We start from the raw sequence: 19,544 nt of genomic DNA on the forward strand, positions 1-19,544 counted from the left end.
AGAGCTCATGAAAGTTTTTCTCTACGACACGACCCTACGCGATGGTAACCAGGATCGCAGAATCAGTTTGTCTTTAGCGGACAAGTTACAGATTGCACGCCTTTTGGACCATTTCGGTTTTGACTATATCGAAGGTGGTTGGCCCAATCCGAGTAACCCGACCGACGAAGAATTCTTCCAGAAGATTAAGGAAGTCAAGCTGAAGCATGCAAAGATTGCTGCGTTCGGTTCTACGCGCCGTCCCGGAACGATTCCCGAAAAGGATCCTCTGCTGCAGGCTCTCGTAAAGTCGGGTGCCCCGGTCAAGACCATTTTTGGCAAGAGCTGGGACCTGCATGTGACAGATGTGATTCGCACGACGCTCGAAGAAAACCTCGACATGATCGAGTCTTCTGTCGCATACCTCAAGGAAAACTCCGAAGAAGTCATTTACGATGCAGAACACTTCTTCGATGGCTACAAGGCTAACCCCGAGTATGCCATGGAAACCTTGCGCGCCGCAGAAAAGGGCCACGCCGACTATATCGTGCTTTGCGATACCAATGGCGGAACCATGCCGTGGGAACTCGAAGAAATTGTCAAGGATGTCAAGAAGCGTGTCTCGACTCCGATTGGAATCCATGTCCACGACGATTCGGGCCTGGGCGTGTGCAACAGCATTTATGCCGTCAAGAACGGTGCGACCATGGTGCAGGGCGTGGTGAACGGCTTTGGTGAACGTTGCGGTAACGCAAACCTTACGACTATCGCTGCCGATCTCCATTTCAAAATGGGCGCCAAGTTCTTTGCCGCGAAAAAGATTGCAAGACTCCGCCAGCTGAGCGGAAACATTGACCAGATTGTGAACCTGCCGAGTGACCCGCATGCTCCGTATGTGGGCGATGCCGCCTTTGCTCACAAGGGCGGTGCCCATATCGATGGCGTGATGAAGGTGTCTCGCAGCTTTGAACACATCGACCCGCATGCTGTCGGTAATGACCGCGTATTTGTCACGAGCGACCAGGCGGGCGGTTCTCTGGTAGTCGAAAAACTCAAGGCTATCAAGCCGGGTATCGACAAGAAGGATCCTGTGGTGGGCAAGCTCCTGACGCTCATCAAGGAACGCGAAAATGCCGGCTGGCATTTCGACAGCGCCGAAGCAAGTTTCAAGATGCTCGTTTACCGTCATTTGGGCATGGTCCAGGAACCGTTCAAGGTCTTGGGCTACCGCGTCATCGAAGACAAGACGACCCAGGGTGTGTCTGTTTCTCAGGCCACCGTGAAACTCCAGATTGGTGACAAGATCAGCCACCAGGTGAGCGAAGGTGACGGCCCGGTGAACGCTTTGGATGCCGCTCTCCGTAAGGCGCTCTTGCCCTTCTTCCCGAATATGGCGAAGGTCAAGCTGGACGACTATAAGGTGCGCGTGCTGGGATCCAAGGTGGCCTCCGATGCAACCGTTCGCGTGTGGACGACCTTCGGCGACGAAAAGGGCTACTGGAATGTGGTCGGCGTCTCGAGCAACATTATCGAAGCGTCCTGGATGGCATTCGTTGACGGCTTGACCTACAAGATTCTTGTCGATGAAAAGGTGATTGAAGGTGCTTACAAGCATCTGGACGTAAAGCCTGTTGCGCCTGTAGCCAAAGAAGAACCCGCTCCGACGAAAACGAAAAAATTGACTGCCCGCAAGGTTCGCAATCTTGCCGGTGTTTCAAGGAAGAAATAATCCATGCAAATCGTAAAAGTTACTCCGAAGTCTGCTGAAATCGAACGCATTTGTGGGCGCGAAGTTGCCCCGTCTAAAGAAATTCATGACAAGGTCATGAACATTCTTGCCGATATCAAGAAGGGCGGCATTGCCAAGGCGACTGAATACGCCCAGAAGTTTGACGGCCTCAAGGGCAAGAACATCCGCGTGCCGGCTTCCTCTATTGCCAAGTCTGCAGCCAAGTGCCCGAAGGAACTCCAGAAGGCCCTGAAGCAGGCTATCAAGAACGTGCGCGATTTCCACCAGAACCAGATGGAAGAATCCTGGCTCATGGAAGGCAAGGACGGCGTGGTTCTCGGTCAGCGCATTCGCCCGATGAAGCGCGTGGGCCTTTACGTGCCGGGTGGTGCAGGCATTTACCCGAGCACCGTGATTATGAATGCGGTTCCGGCTCTCGTTGCCGGCGTGCAGGACATTGTGGTGGTGACCCCGATCAAGGGTGAAATCAACCGCGCTGTGGCCTTCGTGCTTCAGGAACTCGGCATTGACGAAGTCTACCACATCGGTGGCGCCCAGGCTATCGGCCTGCTCGCTTACGGTGCGAAGGATGCCAAGGGCAAGACCATCGTGGAACGCGTCGACAAGATTGTGGGCCCGGGTAACGTGTTTGCCGCTATCGCCAAGAAAGAAGTCTTCGGTGTCGTGGATATCGACATGGTGGCAGGCCCTTCCGAAGTGCTCGTGATGGCCGACAACACTTGCGATCCGGACTTTGTGGCTGCTGACCTTTTGAGCCAGGCTGAACATGGTTCCGGCTTTGAAGCTGCAATCTGCATTACCGACAACATGGAAACCGCCCAGATGATTAGCGCCTGCGTGGATGTCCAGGTCGAAAATTCCCCGAAGCGTGAACTTCTCGAAAAGGTGCTCGGCAACTTCGGTCGAATCCTTTTGGTGAAGGACTGGTTCGACGGCGTGGAAATCGCGAACCGCATTGCTCCTGAACACTTGGAAGTGATGACTGCCGAAGCCGAATCCATGGCTGCCCAGATCGAAAATGCGGGTGCCGTGTTTATCGGTCCGTGGTCCAGCGAACCGGTGGGTGACTACTTTGCCGGCCCGAACCACGTGCTGCCTACCAATGGCACGGGCCGCTTCTTCAGCCCGCTCGGCGTGTACGATTTCTTGAAGCGTATGAGCATCATCCGCTACAGCGAAAAAGCCATCAAGAAGAATGCGAAGGCGATTGCCGCCGTCGCTACCGAAGAAGGCTTTATCCATCACGCGGCTGCCGTGCTGAAGCGCCTGTAATCGCAGTTACATTTAATACGAAAGACTCCTTGCTTGAGGAGTCTTTTTTTTGCAAGCTTGTTCGGCGAGCCTTGTTAAAACAGAAACATGGAGTCTTCGCCCAAGTTGAGGCATACGCGGTTACGCCCCGATTCTTTGGCGTGGTACAAGGCGTCATCGGCGCGCTTGATGATGGTTTCGACGGTGTCCCCTTGCTGCCTTTCGGTAAAGCCTACGCTGACGGTGACCGAGATGACTTCGCCCGAAGAGAGGGCGATTTGCATTTTCTCAACGCTGGAACGCAGGCGTTCTGCGATGATCTTGGCGTTTTCGCTAGTGGTATTCGGCAGGAATACGGTGAATTCTTCGCCGCCGTAACGAACGGGCATGTCCGAGGGCCTTAGGCAATTCGTGATGCACTTGGCGACGGCAATGAGCACCTGGTCGCCGGCGATATGCCCGTAGGAATCGTTGATATTCTTGAAGTGGTCGATGTCGAGCATGAACGCCGAAAGGTGGAAATCGCCTTCGTTACTGCGCTTGAGTTCACGGGTATACATGTCTTCGAGCCATCGACGGTTGTGGAGTCCGGTCAGGGAATCCGCTTTCGCGTTTTCTTCGATACAGCGAATGTGGTATTCTTCTTCGCAGACGACTTTGTTGTTGTTGCGCAGTCTATTGCTGAGCAACTGCAAAAAGTTGAGGCACAAATCGTGGGAGGCGTTAAGCATGGCGAGCGCCGTGCCTGCATCAATCACGAGAAGCGAACTCTTCTCTTTGGCGAAAACTTGAGCGCTGGGCTTGACATTGTCGAAGATGGACATTTCGCCGGCGCAGTGGCCGGGGAGAATCGTGTCGGAAAAAGAACCGCCCTTGGATTCCAGGACAACCTGAAGCAAGCCATCCAGCAAAATCAGCAATCTGCGTTTGGGCTGATTCGGGTCGATGAGTAATGTTCCCGGTTCTACGGTAATGGTTTCGCACCCGAGAAGATAACCGGCGAGGCTTTCAAAAGCAACATTCTTGAAAATGTCCAATTTCTGAAATTGGGCTCTTGAAATAGGGAGTGTCTCCAGTTCGTCCATCTTCATACCATAATTATATACTAAAACCATTAAAAACGCTCCCGAATTATTCTACTTTTCGTGTAAATCAGTTTCAAGGGTGAAAAATATGGCAAAAATGATACTTAAATCCGTACTATTTCAAGGTAAAAAACAGGATATCTTGATTTCGGGGAAGAAATTCTCGAAGGTCGGGCGTACTCTTTCTGCCCGCGATTACGAAAATGCCGAAATTGTCAAGTGCGATGGTTTAGCCATTGTGCCGCCCTTTTATAATGGTCATACCCATGCCGCCATGACGCTTTTGCGCGGTTATGCCGACGACATGCCTCTCCAGAAATGGCTTACGGAATACATTTGGCCCTTCGAGGCGAAGCTCACGGCCAAGGATATCGAAATCGGGTCTCGCCTCGCCGTGCTTGAAATGATCAAGTCCGGAACGGTTTTTTTCTCGGACATGTATTGGCGTCGAGAAGTCACCATGAAGGTGGTGAAGGAAATGGGAATCCGCGCGGCGATCGGCGTGACGATTGCCGAGAACCTGGATACCCCTGAACATATCGAAGAAAACTTCAAGTTCCTGCAGGATCACCGTTTTGAATCGGACCGCGTGAAGCTTGCCGTGATGCCGCACTCCATTTATACCGTTGGCGAAAAGATTTTCAAGCGTTGCGCCAAGGTGGCTCGCGAAGAGAACTATATCTTGCATACCCATTTGTCCGAAACGCTCAAGGAAGTCAAGGACTGCCAAAAACAATATGGCTGTACTCCCGTAGAATTGCTCGACAAGTGGGGGATCCTCGGCGATAACTTTGTGGGCGCGCACTGCGTTCATTTGAACGAATACGAAATGTCGCTGATGGCCGAATCGGAATCTGCGGCGATCCTGAATCCGTGTTCGAACTTGAAACTCGGCAGTGGCATTCCGAAGGTGAACGCGCTTATGGATAGCGGCGTGCTTGTGGGCCTTGGTACCGATGGCGCATCGTCGAACAACAACCTCGACATGCACGAAGAAATGAAGTTGGTTTCGCTTCTCGCAAAGGTGGAACCGAAAACTGGCAAGGCGGAATCGCTGCCGGCGATAGAGGCGCTAGAAATGGCGACTTGGAATACGGCGCTTGCCTATGGAATCCCGGCGGGCCTGATTGCCGATGATTTCTTGGCGGATGCCTTGTTGCTAGACTTGAAGAATGAACGCCTTGTGCCCAATTACAACTTGGTGAGTAACTGGGTGTATGCGGGCGATTCTAGTGCCATCCATTCTGTGATTTGTAACGGCAAGTTTGTGATGCGCAATCATCACGTCGACGGCGAAGACGATATTATTAAAGAAGCGCGCAAGTACGCAACAAAATAAGACGGCTATTTAGCGGCTTCTTTTGCTTCTTTAGCGGTGCTCTTGAGCGAGTCGACGGCGTCCTTGACCGATTCCTTGGCGACTTCGGCTGCCTTGTCGGCGGCTTCCTTGGCAGATTCCTTGACCACTTCAGTTGCCTTGTCCGCTGCTTCCTTGGCCGCTTCGGATGCCTTTTCGGCTGCCTTGTCCGTAATGGACTTGGTGATTTCGTTGGCCTTCTTTTCGGCAACGTCGAGCAAGTTCACCGGCTTCGAAGAGTAACCCATCAGTTCCAGGGTTGCCTTATAGGCGTCGTAAGCGAAAGCGTTATCGCGGGTTTCCGGAATAATTCCGCCGAAGGGGAACAGGTGCAGAATCGTCAGCAATACAAAGCAAATGAGCAATGCCTTGATGACGCCAAAAATTCCTCCGAGAATTCGGTCGGCCTTGCCCACGGTCGTGTTCTCGGTAATGTGCTGGAGGAATCGCCCCACAAAAAGGAACAGCAGGAACGGAACCAAGAAACCAATGCACATGCAAACCAGCTTTGTCGAAAAAGCGCTGGCCTGCAAGGTGCTTGAAATAAAGTCAGAAAGCAAGTCGCATGCAAAATAGGCGCCCACAATGCCTGCGGCCCAGGCGATCAGTCGGAATATCCCGCGGAAAAATCCGTACCATAATCCGAGCAACATTAAAAAGAGAATGATGATGAGACAGACGATGTCTATTGCGTTCATGGAATTTGTTTTCTAAAAAAGTTCACTAAATAAATCGTGTGATGATAAAACAAATTAAAAAGCCAATAATAGCGCCGATGCCTAGTCCCTTGAAAAAGTGGAACTTGATGTGCGTCGGATAAATCGGGGGTTCGGTGTAAAGCGTTTCGTCGATAGAGTCGGTTTTCTGCTTGATAGAATCCTTGATGGCGTAAATCCACATGGCCGTATACGGAACCATGTCGCGCGGATAATTGCGCATGACAAGCGAAACCTGCTCGGCGGCATCGAATGCGGTGAGCGGACGCTTGCGCGGATCCTTGTTCAGCATCTTGGCAATCAACTTCTTTAAGCGGCGGGGGAGTTCCTTGTCGAAAGCCTTTTCAGTGACGCGGAGCTTCTGGATTCTCTGGAGCGTGTCGCTGAAGTTCGTGCCGCGGAAAATGTTTTGGCCCATGAGCATTTCGCTGGCGATAATGCCTACGGCAAACAGGTCGGAGGCCGGAGTGGCTTCTTCGCCGACAGTCTGTTCGGGGCTCATGTAGGTGACTGTGCCGAGAATGGCTCCTGTCTGCGTGAGGCGTTCGGCGTCTTCGCCCTTGTTGAACTTGAGCGGAGATTCGGTGTGCGCAATGCCGAAGTCAAGCAAATGGATTCGCCCGTCGTTATCGACCATGATGTTGGCGGGCTTGATGTCGCGATGGACGATTCCCTTGCGGTGTGCTTCGCCCAAGGCGCATAGGATTTCGTGCAAGATGTTCAGAACCACCCACAGAGGCGGCTGCTTTACTTTGTCAAGAATCTGGCGCAGCGTGAGCCCGTGTACGAATTCCATGGACAGCGAAAGCTTGCCGTCTTTTTCTTTCCAAAGGGCGTAGGGCTTGGTAATGGCGGGGTGGTTCAAGTGCGCAAGAATGTTGCCTTCTTGCATAAAGCGGCGGACATTCACATCGTTGTCTTCGATGTCCTGCTGCATTTGCTTGACCACGACCATGCGGTCGAGCGACTTGTCATGGCAAAGCCACAGCTGGCCCATGGCGCCGGAACCTAATTCCTGCGTCGGTGTGTATCCACCAATCTTCGAAGGCTTTTTTGTTTCGCTTGACACTTCCAACTTCCTAAATACACCAACCACAATTTATTTATTTTTTGCAGTCCAAGTAAATCGTGTGATGCTTTGTCTTCGGGTCAAGATTCGGATAATCCAGAATGTAATGGAGTCCGCGAGATTCCTTGCGGTGCAGTGCTGCAATCAGAATCATCTTCGACACCTGCAGTGCATTCAGGAATTCAAGGTAGTACAGGTTTTCGGTTTCCTTGTTCTTGATGGCGGCATCGACATCCTTTTCAAGTTCTTCGACAACCTTGAGACCCTGATTCAAGCCGGCAATCGTGCGCACGATGCCGCAATGCGTCCACATCATGTCTTGCAGAATTTTCTTGCGCTTGCGCCAGTAGGCAGACTTGGTGAACGAAACTTTTTCTTTCTTGTTCGACTTGCTTGTGGTGATCTTTTCTTTCAGGAGACCGCTTTCGCTAATGTTGTCGACGGCGCGAATCGCGAAGACGACGCTTTCCAGAAGCGAGTTCGAAGCCAGACGGTTTGCGCCGTGGACGCCGGTAGCGGCGACTTCGCCGCAGGCGTACAGACCCTTAATCTCGGTGCGGGACCATGTGTCGACCAGTACGCCACCGCACATGTAATGTGCGGCCGGCACCACCGGAATCCATTGCTTGGTGATGTCGATGCCTGCTTCCATGCACTTGGCGTAGATGTTCGGGAAATGGCTCTTGATGTCTTTGGGCGTGCGGCCCGAAAGATCGATAAACATGTTGGGCTTGCCCAAGCGCTGCATTTCGCTGTGAATGGCGCGGGCCACGATGTCGCGCGGTGCAAGGGAGTGCAACGGATGCACCTGGTTCATGAATTCTTCGCCCTTGTCGTTCTTCAAGATTCCGCCAAAGCCGCGCACGGCTTCCGAAATCAGGAACGGCTTCTTGAGGTTCGGGGCGTAAAGGCTCGTGGGGTGGAACTGCATGAATTCAATATCTTGCAAGGCTGCGCCTGCGCGGGCTGCAATGGCCATGCCGTCGCCGCAGCTATCGGGCGGGCAAACGGTGTACTGCCAGATTCGACCGGCACCGCCAGTAGAAAGGATAGAAGCCTTTGCGTAAAGGTTTTCAACAAGGCCTGTCTTCTGGTGAATGATCTTGGCGCCGATGCAACGCTTGTTCTTGCCTTCGCCCTTGCAGATCAAGTCCTTGATGTAGCAGTTTTCGATGTAGTGAATGTTTTCGTGTTTGTGGAGTTCCGCAAGCAATGCGCGCATGATTTCTTTACCCGTAAGGTCTGCGGCATGCAAAATGCGGTGGTGGCTGTGGCCGCCTTCCAAGTGCAAGTCGAACTGGGTCTTGTCGGCGGGCGAGGGCGTGAACTGCACGCCCCACTTGACCAGCTGGCGAATGGTGTTCGGGCCGCTCTTGGTCAGGATGTTCACGGGTTCCTTTTTGCAAAGACCTGCGCCGGCTTCCAACGTGTCGTCGATATGGAACTTGAATTTGTCTGTTTTTTCGGTAACGGTGGCAATGCCGCCTTGAGCGTAGTTCGATGAGCCGTCCGGTTTTGCTCCTTTAGTGAGGATAACAACCGAAAAGCCTTTTTCTGCTGCATGGAGTGCTGCACTCAAACCAGAAATTCCTGCTCCCAGAACCAAAATGTCGTACATGACCGAACTCCGTTGACTAAACTTTGTTTTTTTCGGTATATATAGATAGAAAAAAACGGCTATTTCGGCATTATTTGAATGCAAAATAAAAGTAATAGATTTTTTTTGCTACATTTTGCCCGACAAAAATTTCTATGGAGTCTACTCTATGTTAACGTGGATTAATGAAAAAGCCAAGTGGATTATCGTTATCTTTGCCGCGGGTATCGTGGTGGGCCTTTTGGCCATGGACCGCGTCCCGAACCAAGGACACAGCTATCCGGTCGGCGTTGTAAACGACAAGAAGATTACTTATGCCGAGTTCGACTCCCGTATCAAGAACATCGTGCAGAACCAGTACCAGGGTCAGCACCTCGAAGACGAACAGTACAACCAGCTGCGTAGCGAAGTCTTCCGTAGCTTTGTTCGCCAGATTCTCTTGAACGAACAGTTCGAAAAGGCTGAACTGAGCGCCTCGGTTGCCGAACTCGAATCTGAATTCAGCCGCAATCCGGATGCCGTGCGTGCCCGCTTGGTGCAAGAAGCCCAGCGCCGCCTGTACATGATCCAGCAGCAGGCTACCAGTCAGGAAGACCTGATGCAGCGTAGCAATGCCTACATTGCAAGCCTCCCGAAGTTCCTTACCGATTCTACCTTCAACAAGGATGAATACGACGCTTGGCTCAAGACTCCCGAAGCTTTCCGCTGGGGCGTGATGCTTCAGCTCGAAGATGACCTGAAGACGAACACCATTCCGGTGCGCCAACTGCAGGCGCTGGTCGGCGCTTCTGTTCACCCGACGTCTCTCGAAGCTAACTGGAGTGCTAACCGCCGCATGACCGACTACGAACTGCAGGTGGCGGTTGCAACTGGTGCAGACTTCAAGGTTGACGAAAATGCCGTGGATAGCGTGATGGTCGCTGGCTACTTCAATGCCCATCGCGACAGCTTCTTCGTGAAGAAGGACATGGCCCAGTTTGAATTTGCATACCTCCCGGTCGAAGCTACTGCCGGTGATGACGCCCGCATTCGCGAATACGCCATGACCCTTTACTACCAGCTGACCGATTCCTCTTCGACCACCACGTTCGAAGACATGGCCCGTATTTCTTCTGAAGATGCTTCCACTGCTGAAAAGGGTGGTGTCTTGAGCGACGACTATGTGGGTCGCGGTGTCTACGTGAAGGAATTCGAAGATGTCGCTTTCGGTCTCGATTCCGGTGCCGTTTCCGAACCGGTTCGTACCCGCTTTGGCTACCACATCATCAAGAGCCTCGGCAAGTCCAAGGACTCTACCGGTGCTGATCTCGTGAAGGTGGCTCACATCCTCCTCGTCGTGAACGCTTCTTCCGAAACCATCGATAGCCTCGAAGGCATCCTCACCAAGGTCAAGGCTTCTGTCGACGCCGGCAAGACCTTCGCCGATGCCGCTAAGGAACAGAACCTCGACGTTCATACTTCTAACTGGATTTCTCGTGGCGACAATATCGAAGGTGTCGGCTACCTGAAGGGTCTCGCCGCTTACGCCTGGCCGAACGAAAACCTCCCGGACGAAGCCAGCAAGGTTTCTCCGATCCTGAAGAACAACAAGTGGGTTGTCGTTGCCGAAAAGGTCAAGGATCTCAAGGCCGGCGAACGTAGCCTCGATCTGTACTTCAACAACATCAAGAGCACATTGCTCCGCAACAAGGCCGCTGCCGCTGCTGAAGCTTACCTCGCTTCTGTTGCCGACAAGGTGAAGGCTTGGGCTCCGGCTGATAGCGCTGCTGATTCTGCCGCTGTTGCAGCCAACAAGATTGAAAAGGTGAATGTGGAAAAGGCAACCGCCTCTGTCGACGGCTATGTGCCGGGCTTCGGCTATGGCAGCAACCGTATCTCCAAGATTCTCGAAAATACCAAGGAAGGCGAATGGAGCTCTGCCGTCGCTACCGAAAACGGTGCCGTGATGGTCAAGGTCGTTTCCAAGAAGGTTCCTGAAGAAGCTGCCGTCAAGGAAGCCGTCAAGTCCGATATCGCCAATGCTTCCAGCTACGCCGCAATGACCTTGTTCAACGAATTTGTGAACAACCTCGAAAATTCGACCGCTGTAGAAAGCAATCTCGACCTCTACTACAGAGACTAGACAGAAAATTGGTGGTTTGCTATATTTGGCGTCGCCTTAAAAACGCGCTAAATAGGCAAATTTCGGTGCCATCGTCTAGTGGTCCAGGACACTGGCCTCTCACGCCGGTAACAAGGGTTCGAGTCCCTTTGGCACTATTAAAACGGATCCGTCGGGTCCGTTTTTCTGTTTTCGTGTAACTATCCACTATCAAAAAAAACATAAAATTTTTAGTTACACTGTTAAAATTTATTTATATATTAAGCCCATACGGATGGGTAAATGAGATTATTTGACGAAAAAGTGGTCTTAAGGTTCTTGCTGGTTATAGCAAGCGTTTTCTTTGCAGCATTCATTCCAGAAATTCTATCGGGTAAGGAGCGTCTCATTTGGGCGATCCCTTACATTCTTGCAGACTTTTTCTTGGTTGTAGTGGCTGTTTTGTATCGTTTTCCGATTATTGGCAACCGCAAGCGCATGCGCGAAGATGTCAATATCGCCCCTCCGACTGCCGATCCGACCCCCATCCGTGATTTCAAGAAAGACCTCATGGAACGTGACGAACTGTTCCAGATGATGGTCGATATCTCTGCCAGCGGATTCTGGACTTTTGACGTCATTACCGGAAAAGTCTACTGGTCTCGCCGTGCCATCAAGCTCTTGCAGGCCGAATCGAGTACCATGCTCGATTCCTTTGACTTGCTCAAGGAACGCATTGTCGAAAGTGACTGGCTCCAGTTCAAGAAGGCCTTGCAGGTCGCCCTCGAAAATGGCGAAAAGTTCAGCTTGACGGTCAATTTGCTGAAGGCAAAGTCCGGCGAAGGCAGCCTGATGCTTTCTGGCCACGTGCAGATGAACGATTCCGGGCATCCCATCCGTATTGTCGGTGCCTTGAACGAATATTCCGACAAGCAGGCCCAGGCCAAGCAGAATTACTACTACGCCTATCAAGATGCCCTGACCGGCGTTTATAACCGCAAGTTCTTCCTTGAAAAGCTCAAAGTCGATGTCGACATGGCTCTCAAGAGACCCGATTACCTGTTTGCGGTGGCCCTTTTGGACATCGACCGTTTTGGCGCAATCAATACATCTTATTCCATTAATGTAGGCGACAGCGTTTTGCGCGTGGTCGCCGACCGTATTAAGGCCCAGTGCCGCGTGGGTGACACGATTGCACGAATTGGTCCCGATGTGTTTGCTATTGTTTTGCACGATATCAAGTTTAATGACGACGATAACGATATCAAGGCTGTAGTCCGCAGAATCCACAATGCGGTCAAGCAGCCCATCCAACTGGAAGGTCGTGAACTTTATATTGGCGTTTCGATGGCGGTGGCCCTCAACCGCGAAGTGGACTGCGTCGAAGACATCATGGCGAACGTCACCTCCAGCCTTCGCGAAATGAAGAAGAGCGTGGCTCATGGCGGAATCCAGTTCTTTAGCGGTGGCATCCGTGAAAAGGCCATGAAGCTCTACAAGCTTGAATTCGATATCCGCAGGGCTCTCCAGGCTCGCGAATTCGTGCTGTTCTACCAGCCGATTGTCGATATCGCTAACGGAAACCGCGTGTCCGCCTTCGAGGCGCTTGTCCGTTGGAACCAGTCCGAAAACAGGTTTATTTCGCCGGCAGAATTTATCCCGATTGCCGAAGAGACTGGCCTCATTATCCCGATGGGTGCCCAGATTCTGAGAATGGCGTGCTTGCAGGCTAAAGCTTGGGTTGACCAGGGATTTACCGATATCCAGGTGGCCGTGAACTTCTCGGCAAAGCAGTTTGCGCTCGACAACATGATCGACGACATCAAGCAGGTGTTGCTCGAAACGCATTTGAACCCCAAGAACCTGAAGCTCGAAATTACCGAATACACAGCCGTTTGCGAAGCCGAAAAGACGGTGAAGATCATGAAGGCTCTTTCGGGAATGGGTATCCAGATTTCGATTGACGACTTCGGTACGGGTTACAGCAGCCTTTCTTACCTCAAACAGTTCCCGATTCATACGCTCAAGATGGACAAGTCCTTCATTGACCACGTGACCGACGACGAAGAAGATGCCTCTTTTGCCCGCATGGTGATTGGCATTGCCAAGTCCCTGAATCTGGACCTGATTGCAGAAGGCGTCGAAAGCGAAGAACAGCTCGACTTCTTGAAGTCCGAAGGCTGCAAGCTGATTCAGGGCTTCTATTTCAGCAAACCGCTATCTGCCGACAAGGCTTACGAATACCTGCAGCAGCATTATCTGCCAGCATCGTCTGCCACTGCAGAAAAGGCCGCGATGGATATCCCTGTAATCGAAAGAGGTTACGTTGGGGAAAGCTATATCCCGTAACAGCGACGCGTATTTTCACGACAGTCCCTGTAGAGTTGTTCTACAGGGATTTCTTTTACTTGGGCGAGAGCCTGTGCAATGTAGGGAATATAGCCCGAATGGCAGGGCTTTCCGCGGTAAGGAATGGGGGCCATGTAAGGGGAGTCCGTTTCTAGGAGCATCTGGTCCATGGGCACGAGCGCCGCGGCGTCGCGCACGTTTTGTGCATTCTTGAACGTCACGATTCCCGTAAAGCCCACAAAAATGCTTGCTCCACGGTATTTCAAGTCCAGCAACTGGGCGCAGAATTTGGGCGAACCCGTAAAGCAGTGAACGTGAATCTTGCTTCCGCGTAGGTCGGCATTGCGGAGCACGGCGAGCGCATCGTCGTCGGCTTCTCGCAAGTGCAAAACCAGCGGCTTGCCCGATTTGAGTCCGAGTTCCAGGTGGCGCTCAAAAAGCTTGACCTGTTCGGCCTTGGTGTCTGAACCGTAGTGGTAATCGAGCCCGAATTCGCCACACGCCACACACTTGGGGTGCTTCAGGTATTCCAGCAGTTTTGCTTCGTCTTCGGCGGTTTCCGTCAAAACATATTCCGGATGAATCCCGTAAGCGGCGTAGACATTTGGATATTTTTCAGAGAGCTCCTGCGCGCGGGCAAAATCCGCCGGATCGCATGCCACATGAATATAGGCCTCGGGAGCTTGGATGTTTTGGTCCGGGTCGTGGGCGAGGCGTGAAAACAGATTGCCGACGGCTTCGCCGGCATGCTGTTCGTAGGAATCCAAATGACAATGCGTATCGATAAACATAATTACCAATGTGTGGTGTGGAATGTGTGATGAGTAATGGGAAAAATTTTCATTTCACATTACACAATTCACATTACACATCATCAATATTTAACTTCCACGATTTCGTATGTAATCAGGCCTTTGGGAGCTTGGACTTGCACTTGGTCGCCTTGTTTTTTGCCCATCAGGGCTTCGCCTACGGGCGATTTCATGCTGATTCGGCCTTGCAGCGGGTCGATTTCCTTTTCGCCCACGATAGAGTAGGTGCGTTCGCGCTTGGTCTTGATGTCTTTCATCTTGACTGTAGCGCCAAAGCGGATCGTGCCGTCGTCAGATGCCTGCGATTCGACCACCTGCGCGCCGTCCAGGATGCGGTCCAGTTCGCGGAGCCTGCGGTCGATTTCGCGCACGCGCATGCGGCCATAGGTATAGGCTGCGTTTTCACTGCGGTCACCCTCGGCTGCAGCCGCCTGCACCTGGTTAATCATCGCCGGGCGTTCCACGTATTTCAAGTGTTCCCATTCCGCCTTGAACTTTTCAAAGCCTTCTTTAGAAATCAAGTGTTTCATCGGCATAAATGTAAAAAAGTGATCTATTCTCCGATACTAAAGAAATCGGTTTTCCAGTAAAAGTTTGCAGCAGCATCAAAGCATCCTGCATAAAATATGACCGTTCCGGAATCGCTTTCAGACATCATGTCAAGATATTCGAATTGATATGATGTTTGGTCTACCCCTGTCTTGGATTTGGATTCTGTGCCGATACTTTTCCAAGCAGATTTCTCTTGATTGTATTGTTTTCTAATAAAGCAAGATAGGTCAGACCTGTTTTCCTCAATATCCCCAAGTTGGTTCAAGAATACGGTTGCGCTATCGTGTAGTTCAGAGAACTCAGGAACTTGTACATTCCATGTTTCGACCCCCATGATACTAGGTGCCGTTCTGTCGACGCGGACCGTTTTTGACCATGAGTGCGTTAAGACATTCTCTCTTTCGTCCTTCATTACGATAGAAAGTGAATATATCCCATCACGACGGATTTGTTCGTCTTCAGTTTCCTTGAATTCGAAATGTTCAACAGAATCCTTCATTGCCAATTGATACTCGAAAGTTCTTTTATAGTCTCGAATGGAATCGTTCAAAATGATTTGGAGGTCGACGATGGTGGATTCCTGGTCGAATAGCTTTTTGGAAATGTCAAAGGAGATGTTCAAGGTGTCGTTTTTGTTTAAAAGCAGTTCGTCGTCGCCTTGAATCTTCTGAAATTCAGGAATGTCATCGATGGTAGCAGAAATAAGGTCGATTTTTAGAGCGGAGACTGCCGGAGGTGCGTCGTCAATAAAAATTTCCTTATGTATAGTCGTTCCGTTAATTCCTTCAACAAAGGAATCTCCGTGAATCACGTCGCTCCATGGAGATTTGGTGGAATCTTTTTCGATTTTGCTTAAAAGGTTAGACAATTCCCTGTTTGGTGTAGCGTTGTCAAAACCTTGGATGTACAAATCAGCCGCTCCGCTCCATTCGGATTTGCCGGATTTAAAATTCACAAATTTCTCGGAAAAGACATTCCTTGTGTTGAATAGGACGAGGGTGTCTTTTGTCTCTTTATTTACCGCGAAGACCCGTAGGAATCTTGTGATCTTGGATGCCTGTTCGGTTTCTTTGGGCGCAATTTGGATAAAATGCAAACCGTTCTCTTGTGACACGACGGGCTTGTGGATTGTCAGCTCGTATTCAGGAGATACCCTGTCTAGGACGATGCTGTGGCTCGCAGAAGTGGAATCAAGAGGGGAGTCTTTACTCGGTTTTCCTTTTATGTACCATTGTATCTGATAATCACCGTCTTCGATTTTGTTCTTTTCGTAAAAGTCCGATGGCGCAGAAAATTTCCACCATCCATTTCCCATATCGGTAATTTCGCCCTTGACATTTTTCAAATTGAGCTTGTTGGCTTCAGGAGACCAGATGTCGAATGTCACTTCGCTTATTTCGCCTTCAGCAAAGTGATATTCAGAACAGATGCTGGATAATGTAGTATACAAATCTGGCCAGCGGTCATCAAAGTCTAATGAGAATTCGGATTGTCCTGCTGACGATTCAATCCCGTTGCTTGAAGAGCTTGCGGGGGATTCGTCTTTAGAGGATACAGAATTGTCGCTTGAACAGGCGACAAGAATAAATGCAGCCAAGAGTATTTTTTTCATAAGCTAATATCAAATATAGTTATTTGGTCACAAAGAATAGCTTCACGTCATTTTTCGCATAATTCTTTCGTTTTTCCATCTTTAATCTTTCGCCTAAAAAGCTATATTTGGCTCGCAATGATTCATTTTAAGTATAAGCGTATCGACAAGTCCGAGTCCAAGTACAAGAGACTGAGTCGTATTTATTACAACCGCATGTTTCCCAAGCGCCAGGATGCGCTCAAGGTGGCTTGGTCGGTTGCCGCGGGCGTTTTTATCGGTATTTGGCCCACGATCGGTGTCGCAATTATTTTGACTGTTGCCTTTTGTGCCTTGTTCAGGCTTCCGAAGGTGCCTGGGATTGTTTCTTCTTTCGTTGCTAACCCTCTTACCCAGTTCGGTTTCTTTTACCCCACGGGTTACGCTATCGGATGCAAAATTTTAAACCCCGAAAAGATCAATTTCGACTTCCTTTCGGAATTCGAAGGCCTTTCGTTCAAGAACTGCATTACGGTAATTTCACACCTGTGGCATGATGCGGCGGGGCATTTGGCGGCCTTTATGATAGGAATCACGATTGTGGCTGCCATTGGCGGTGCAATCTTCTTTTTCCTGGCCTATTTTATTGTAAATTATCGCAAGAAAAAGTGGCTGGATGCAAAGACAAGCTACATCCAGAGCTTGATTGCCGAAGACGAAGCTTTAATTAAAGCAGCACACAAAGGAAAACACCCTATGATGCACATTTACCCGTTCAAGGCGCTGCGCCCGGTGAATCCGGCCGAAGCCGAAACGATTTCTGCCCTCCCGTACGACGTGATGAATCGCGCCGAAGCCAAGCAAATGGCCGAAGGGCTCCCGCATTCCTACCTGCGCGTGACCCGTGCGGAACTGGAACTCCCTGATTCCGTGGATGCTTACGACCCGAAAGTCTATGCGCATGCTCGTGAAAACTTGGACAAGATGATTGCCGACGGCGTGATCGCTTACGACAAGAAGCCTTGCCTCTACGTTTACCGCCAGACCATGAACGGTCGCGAACAGTACGGTCTCGTTTGCTGCGTGCCCGCTGCCGACTACTTCAACGGCATTATCAAGAAGCACGAACTCACTCGCGCCGACAAGGAAGAAGACCGTTTGCGCCATGTGCTTGCCACCAACGCCAACACCGGTCCGGTGTTCCTGACCTACCGCGATCAGGGCCAGTTTGATGTGTTCGGTGCCGTGACCAAGCGTAAGCCCGTGTATGACTTTGTGAGCAAGGGTGACGGCTTTGGCCACACGGTTTGGATTATCGACGATGACGCCGAAATTGAAGCCATCCGCAAGTCTTTCGAAGCCGTTCCGGTAAGCTACATTGCCGACGGTCACCATCGCAGTGCAGCCGGTGCCCGCGCCGCAAGCTTCCGCGCTGAACAGAACCCGAACAACACCGGTGACGAAGAATACAACCGTTACCTCGCCATCCTTTTCCCGAGCACCCAGCTCAAGATCCTCGACTACAACCGCGTGCTCAAGGACCTGAACGGTCGTACTCCGGAACAGCTCATGGACGAAATGAAGAAGGTGTTCGACATTGCCGAACTTGACAAGATGCAGAGCCCGGCCAAGCAGAACCAGGTGAACTTCTACATGGGCGGCAAGTGGTACGCTTGCACGTTCAAGGCCGAATACCTCAAGAACCTCGGCCCGGTGGACAGCCTCGATGTGGCTCTCCTCCAGAAGCTCATCTTGAAGCCGCTCTTCGATATCGACGACCCGCGTACTTCCAAGCGCATCGACTTCGTCGGTGGCATTCGCGGTCTCGGCGAACTCGTGAAGCGCGTTGACAGCGGTGAATGCGCCTGCGCCTTCGCTATGTATCCGACGACTCTCGATCAGCTCATGAATATCGCCGACGCTGGCGAAATCATGCCGCCGAAGAGCACCTGGTTTGAACCGAAGCTCCGCGACGGTCTCCTGGTTCACTCGCTGGACTAATCGATCGGTAATAGAAATTCAAAAGGTCGCGATAATATCGCGACCTTTTTTGCTGTATCAATTGGGCATGAAAGTTTTTTGGAAACCACATGGATTAGAAATGCTTAACGGCATTTTTTAACAATATAATTGTCACACTGATTGGGAATCACTAACGTGATTCCTGTTAAAAACAAATTATTATATATAGATTTTACGTTAGTAAAATCGAATTCGTGTGACAATCTAAAAGAATTTACTTTGTGGAATCGCTCTTGTTTTCGACTTCTTCATTGTCAGAAGTATTCTCTTCTGAATCTTCTTCTGGAGTCAAGAGCGAGAGGACGTATTCGATTGACTTGTCGAGGAATTTCTTGGCCGGAACGATGATTCGGTTCTTGAAGCGGTCCGGCCATTCCAAGTAGCGCCCGATAAAGTCCTTGTGCGTAAAGTATCCGAGCTCGCGTGAATCGGGGCAGCTGGAGCCCTTGATGCATGTCATGTAATAGCAGTCTTCTTCGATGACAATCATGTTCAAGGGCTCATCCAAGTATTTTTCCGGTTCTTCTTTTGCAGGGGCAGGCTTTGCAGGTGCCGCGACGGCAGAATCCTTTTTCGTCGAATCTTTCTTTGTCGTGTCGGCCTTTGCAGTTGCGCTGGAATCGGCGTGTGCGACTTTCACGGAATCGGTCTTGACGGAATCACCCGCAATAGAGTCTGCAGAAGACGTGGGCGGGGGAGTGAGTTCGAGCTTGGCGGGCTTCAGGCGGAACAGTTCGCGCTTGATTTTAATGGGGGCGTTGCCCGGCTCGGCCTGACGAATCTGGAGCTCGATCAGGTAGCGGTCTTGCCACGGCAAATAGTCGACTTCCTTAAGGCTTACCTGGCGGTTTGCGATCTTGGTGGCTCCCACGCGGTCAATGTTGATTTCGCGGTCGCCCTGCCAGAGCGTCGACTTGATTGCAATCTTTTCGCCATGGGTATGCAGGTAGGCTAAAATGTAGTCTTGTTCGACCTCATTTAATTTATCAAAATAAAGCGTATCGCCGGCCTTGGGAACGTAAATCGTTTGGCTCTGGATAAAGGCGTCTTCGCCCTTCCACTTGTAATTGCGGTGCGGCGTACGCACGCGCCCTTTGTCTGTGATTTCAATGGAGTCGCCCGGCATGGCGAGCACCCTGCGTACCATGGTTTCGCCGCTTTTGAGCGAAAGCCAGACAATATCCTGTTCCTTGATTTTGGAAAGACATTGCGGTAGTTTGCACATCCAATGGATAGACTGTTCCTTGAACTTGGGCGTCATCGACGCATCCATAATCTTGACAGGCGCAATCGCATAAAGGCGTGCGACAAAGGCTGCTCCGCAAATGAATAACAAGAACAGGAACAAGAGAAAG

At 51.0% G+C, this 19,544-nt stretch carries 14 protein-coding genes, 1 tRNA gene and 1 pseudogene; 8 read left to right on the forward strand and 8 right to left on the reverse strand.

All coding sequences use genetic code 11. From position 1 onward, the window contains the following. Positions 1-7: 7 nt before the first annotated feature. Together cimA and hisD are read left to right on the forward strand one after the other, a co-directional pair. The gene (gene cimA, locus B7989_RS12565; RefSeq protein ID WP_088628818.1) at positions 8-1,708 is read left to right on the forward strand and encodes a citramalate synthase; all 1,701 of its coding nucleotides are present in this window, start codon (positions 8-10) and stop codon (positions 1,706-1,708) included. Positions 1,709-1,711: 3 nt separating this feature from the next. Further along, positions 1,712-3,001, forward strand: coding sequence for a histidinol dehydrogenase (gene hisD / locus B7989_RS12570; protein ID WP_088628819.1), 1,290 nt, complete (start codon positions 1,712-1,714; stop codon positions 2,999-3,001). 74 nt (positions 3,002-3,075) lie between these two features. Here hisD and B7989_RS12575 read toward each other — a convergent pair whose 3' ends face one another. After that, complete coding sequence (locus tag B7989_RS12575) at positions 3,076-4,095, reverse strand: diguanylate cyclase (RefSeq protein WP_088628820.1); 1,020 nt, start codon at positions 4,093-4,095, stop codon at positions 3,076-3,078. A 58-nt stretch (positions 4,096-4,153) separates the two neighbouring features. On the opposite strand from B7989_RS12575, the gene B7989_RS12580 reads away from it, so the two are divergent. Next, the gene (locus B7989_RS12580; RefSeq protein ID WP_088628821.1) at positions 4,154-5,404 is read left to right on the forward strand and encodes an amidohydrolase; all 1,251 of its coding nucleotides are present in this window, start codon (positions 4,154-4,156) and stop codon (positions 5,402-5,404) included. Between the two features lie 5 nt (positions 5,405-5,409). Here the strand turns inward: B7989_RS12580 and B7989_RS12585 are convergent, their stop codons facing one another. From B7989_RS12585 to nadB, 3 genes are read right to left on the reverse strand one after another with little or no spacing between them, the layout of a single operon-like run. Beyond that, entirely contained in the window at positions 5,410-6,120 is a 711-nt protein-coding gene (locus B7989_RS12585) for a CvpA family protein (RefSeq protein ID WP_088628822.1), read from the reverse strand. Between the two features lie 25 nt (positions 6,121-6,145). Next, positions 6,146-7,207 carry a serine/threonine-protein kinase gene (locus B7989_RS12590; protein ID WP_144265063.1) on the reverse strand — a complete coding sequence of 354 codons (1,062 nt, stop codon included), beginning with the start codon at positions 7,205-7,207 and terminating at the stop codon, positions 6,146-6,148. Between the two features lie 34 nt (positions 7,208-7,241). Continuing rightward, positions 7,242-8,825 (reverse strand): L-aspartate oxidase, encoded by a 1,584-nt coding sequence (nadB, locus tag B7989_RS12595; protein WP_088628824.1) that lies wholly within the window; start codon positions 8,823-8,825, stop codon positions 7,242-7,244. 148 nt (positions 8,826-8,973) lie between these two features. Here nadB and B7989_RS12600 point away from each other — a divergent pair, with 148 nt between their 5' ends. The 3 genes from B7989_RS12600 to B7989_RS12610 all read left to right on the forward strand — a co-directional run bounded on the left by B7989_RS12600 (position 8,974) and on the right by B7989_RS12610 (position 13,233). Next, on the forward strand, positions 8,974-10,926 hold the full coding sequence (locus B7989_RS12600) for a peptidylprolyl isomerase (RefSeq protein WP_088628825.1): 1,953 nt from the start codon (positions 8,974-8,976) through the stop codon (positions 10,924-10,926). Between the two features lie 64 nt (positions 10,927-10,990). Continuing rightward, positions 10,991-11,063: transfer RNA gene (locus tag B7989_RS12605), tRNA-Glu, on the forward strand. A 124-nt stretch (positions 11,064-11,187) separates the two neighbouring features. After that, complete coding sequence (locus tag B7989_RS12610) at positions 11,188-13,233, forward strand: bifunctional diguanylate cyclase/phosphodiesterase (protein ID WP_088628826.1); 2,046 nt, start codon at positions 11,188-11,190, stop codon at positions 13,231-13,233. Here B7989_RS12610 and B7989_RS12615 read toward each other — a convergent pair. The 3 genes from B7989_RS12615 to B7989_RS12625 all read right to left on the reverse strand — a co-directional run bounded on the left by B7989_RS12615 (position 13,221) and on the right by B7989_RS12625 (position 16,209). Beyond that, a complete protein-coding gene (locus tag B7989_RS12615; protein ID WP_088628827.1) occupies positions 13,221-14,024 on the reverse strand; it encodes a TatD family hydrolase in 804 nt (267 codons plus the stop codon). The genes B7989_RS12610 and B7989_RS12615 overlap by 13 nt on opposite strands. Positions 14,025-14,107: 83 nt before the next feature. Then, complete coding sequence (gene greA / locus B7989_RS12620) at positions 14,108-14,575, reverse strand: transcription elongation factor GreA (protein WP_088628844.1); 468 nt, start codon at positions 14,573-14,575, stop codon at positions 14,108-14,110. A gap of 23 nt (positions 14,576-14,598) precedes the next feature. Continuing rightward, a complete protein-coding gene (locus B7989_RS12625) occupies positions 14,599-16,209 on the reverse strand; it encodes a hypothetical protein (RefSeq protein ID WP_144265064.1) in 1,611 nt (536 codons plus the stop codon). Between the two features lie 117 nt (positions 16,210-16,326). Between B7989_RS12625 and B7989_RS14375 the strand changes: the two are divergent. Both B7989_RS14375 and B7989_RS12630 read left to right on the forward strand, forming a co-directional pair. Then, a pseudogene (locus B7989_RS14375) lies at positions 16,327-16,824 on the forward strand (DUF2062 domain-containing protein); the annotation flags it as partial. Between the two features lie 99 nt (positions 16,825-16,923). Further along, positions 16,924-18,168: a DUF1015 domain-containing protein gene (locus B7989_RS12630; protein ID WP_367269193.1), complete on the forward strand. Its 1,245-nt coding sequence runs from the start codon at positions 16,924-16,926 to the stop codon at positions 18,166-18,168. Between the two features lie 235 nt (positions 18,169-18,403). Here the strand turns inward: B7989_RS12630 and B7989_RS12635 are convergent, their stop codons facing one another. Next, a complete protein-coding gene (locus tag B7989_RS12635; protein ID WP_144265065.1) occupies positions 18,404-19,525 on the reverse strand; it encodes a S26 family signal peptidase in 1,122 nt (373 codons plus the stop codon). Between the last annotated feature and the right edge of the window lie 19 nt (positions 19,526-19,544).

This window comes from Fibrobacter sp. UWB5 (assembly GCF_002210295.1).
Classification (GTDB): Bacteria; Fibrobacterota; Fibrobacteria; order Fibrobacterales; family Fibrobacteraceae; genus Fibrobacter.

Excerpts from the sequence above, each read along its gene's own strand:
- cimA (WP_088628818.1), top strand. The coding sequence starts at position 8 with ATGAAAGTTTTTCTCTACGACACGACCCTACGCGATGGTAACCAGGAT.
- hisD (WP_088628819.1), top strand. The coding sequence starts at position 1,712 with ATGCAAATCGTAAAAGTTACTCCGAAGTCTGCTGAAATCGAACGCATT.
- B7989_RS12575 (WP_088628820.1), bottom strand. The coding sequence starts at position 4,095 with ATGGTTTTAGTATATAATTATGGTATGAAGATGGACGAACTGGAGACA.
- B7989_RS12580 (WP_088628821.1), top strand. The coding sequence starts at position 4,154 with ATGGCAAAAATGATACTTAAATCCGTACTATTTCAAGGTAAAAAACAG.
- B7989_RS12585 (WP_088628822.1), bottom strand. The coding sequence starts at position 6,120 with ATGAACGCAATAGACATCGTCTGTCTCATCATCATTCTCTTTTTAATG.
- nadB (WP_088628824.1), bottom strand. The coding sequence starts at position 8,825 with ATGTACGACATTTTGGTTCTGGGAGCAGGAATTTCTGGTTTGAGTGCA.
- B7989_RS12600 (WP_088628825.1), top strand. The coding sequence starts at position 8,974 with ATGTTAACGTGGATTAATGAAAAAGCCAAGTGGATTATCGTTATCTTT.
- B7989_RS12610 (WP_088628826.1), top strand. The coding sequence starts at position 11,188 with ATGAGATTATTTGACGAAAAAGTGGTCTTAAGGTTCTTGCTGGTTATA.
- B7989_RS12615 (WP_088628827.1), bottom strand. The coding sequence starts at position 14,024 with ATGTTTATCGATACGCATTGTCATTTGGATTCCTACGAACAGCATGCC.
- greA (WP_088628844.1), bottom strand. The coding sequence starts at position 14,575 with ATGAAACACTTGATTTCTAAAGAAGGCTTTGAAAAGTTCAAGGCGGAA.
- B7989_RS12625 (WP_144265064.1), bottom strand. The coding sequence starts at position 16,209 with ATGAAAAAAATACTCTTGGCTGCATTTATTCTTGTCGCCTGTTCAAGC.
- B7989_RS12630 (WP_367269193.1), top strand. The coding sequence starts at position 16,924 with ATGATGCACATTTACCCGTTCAAGGCGCTGCGCCCGGTGAATCCGGCC.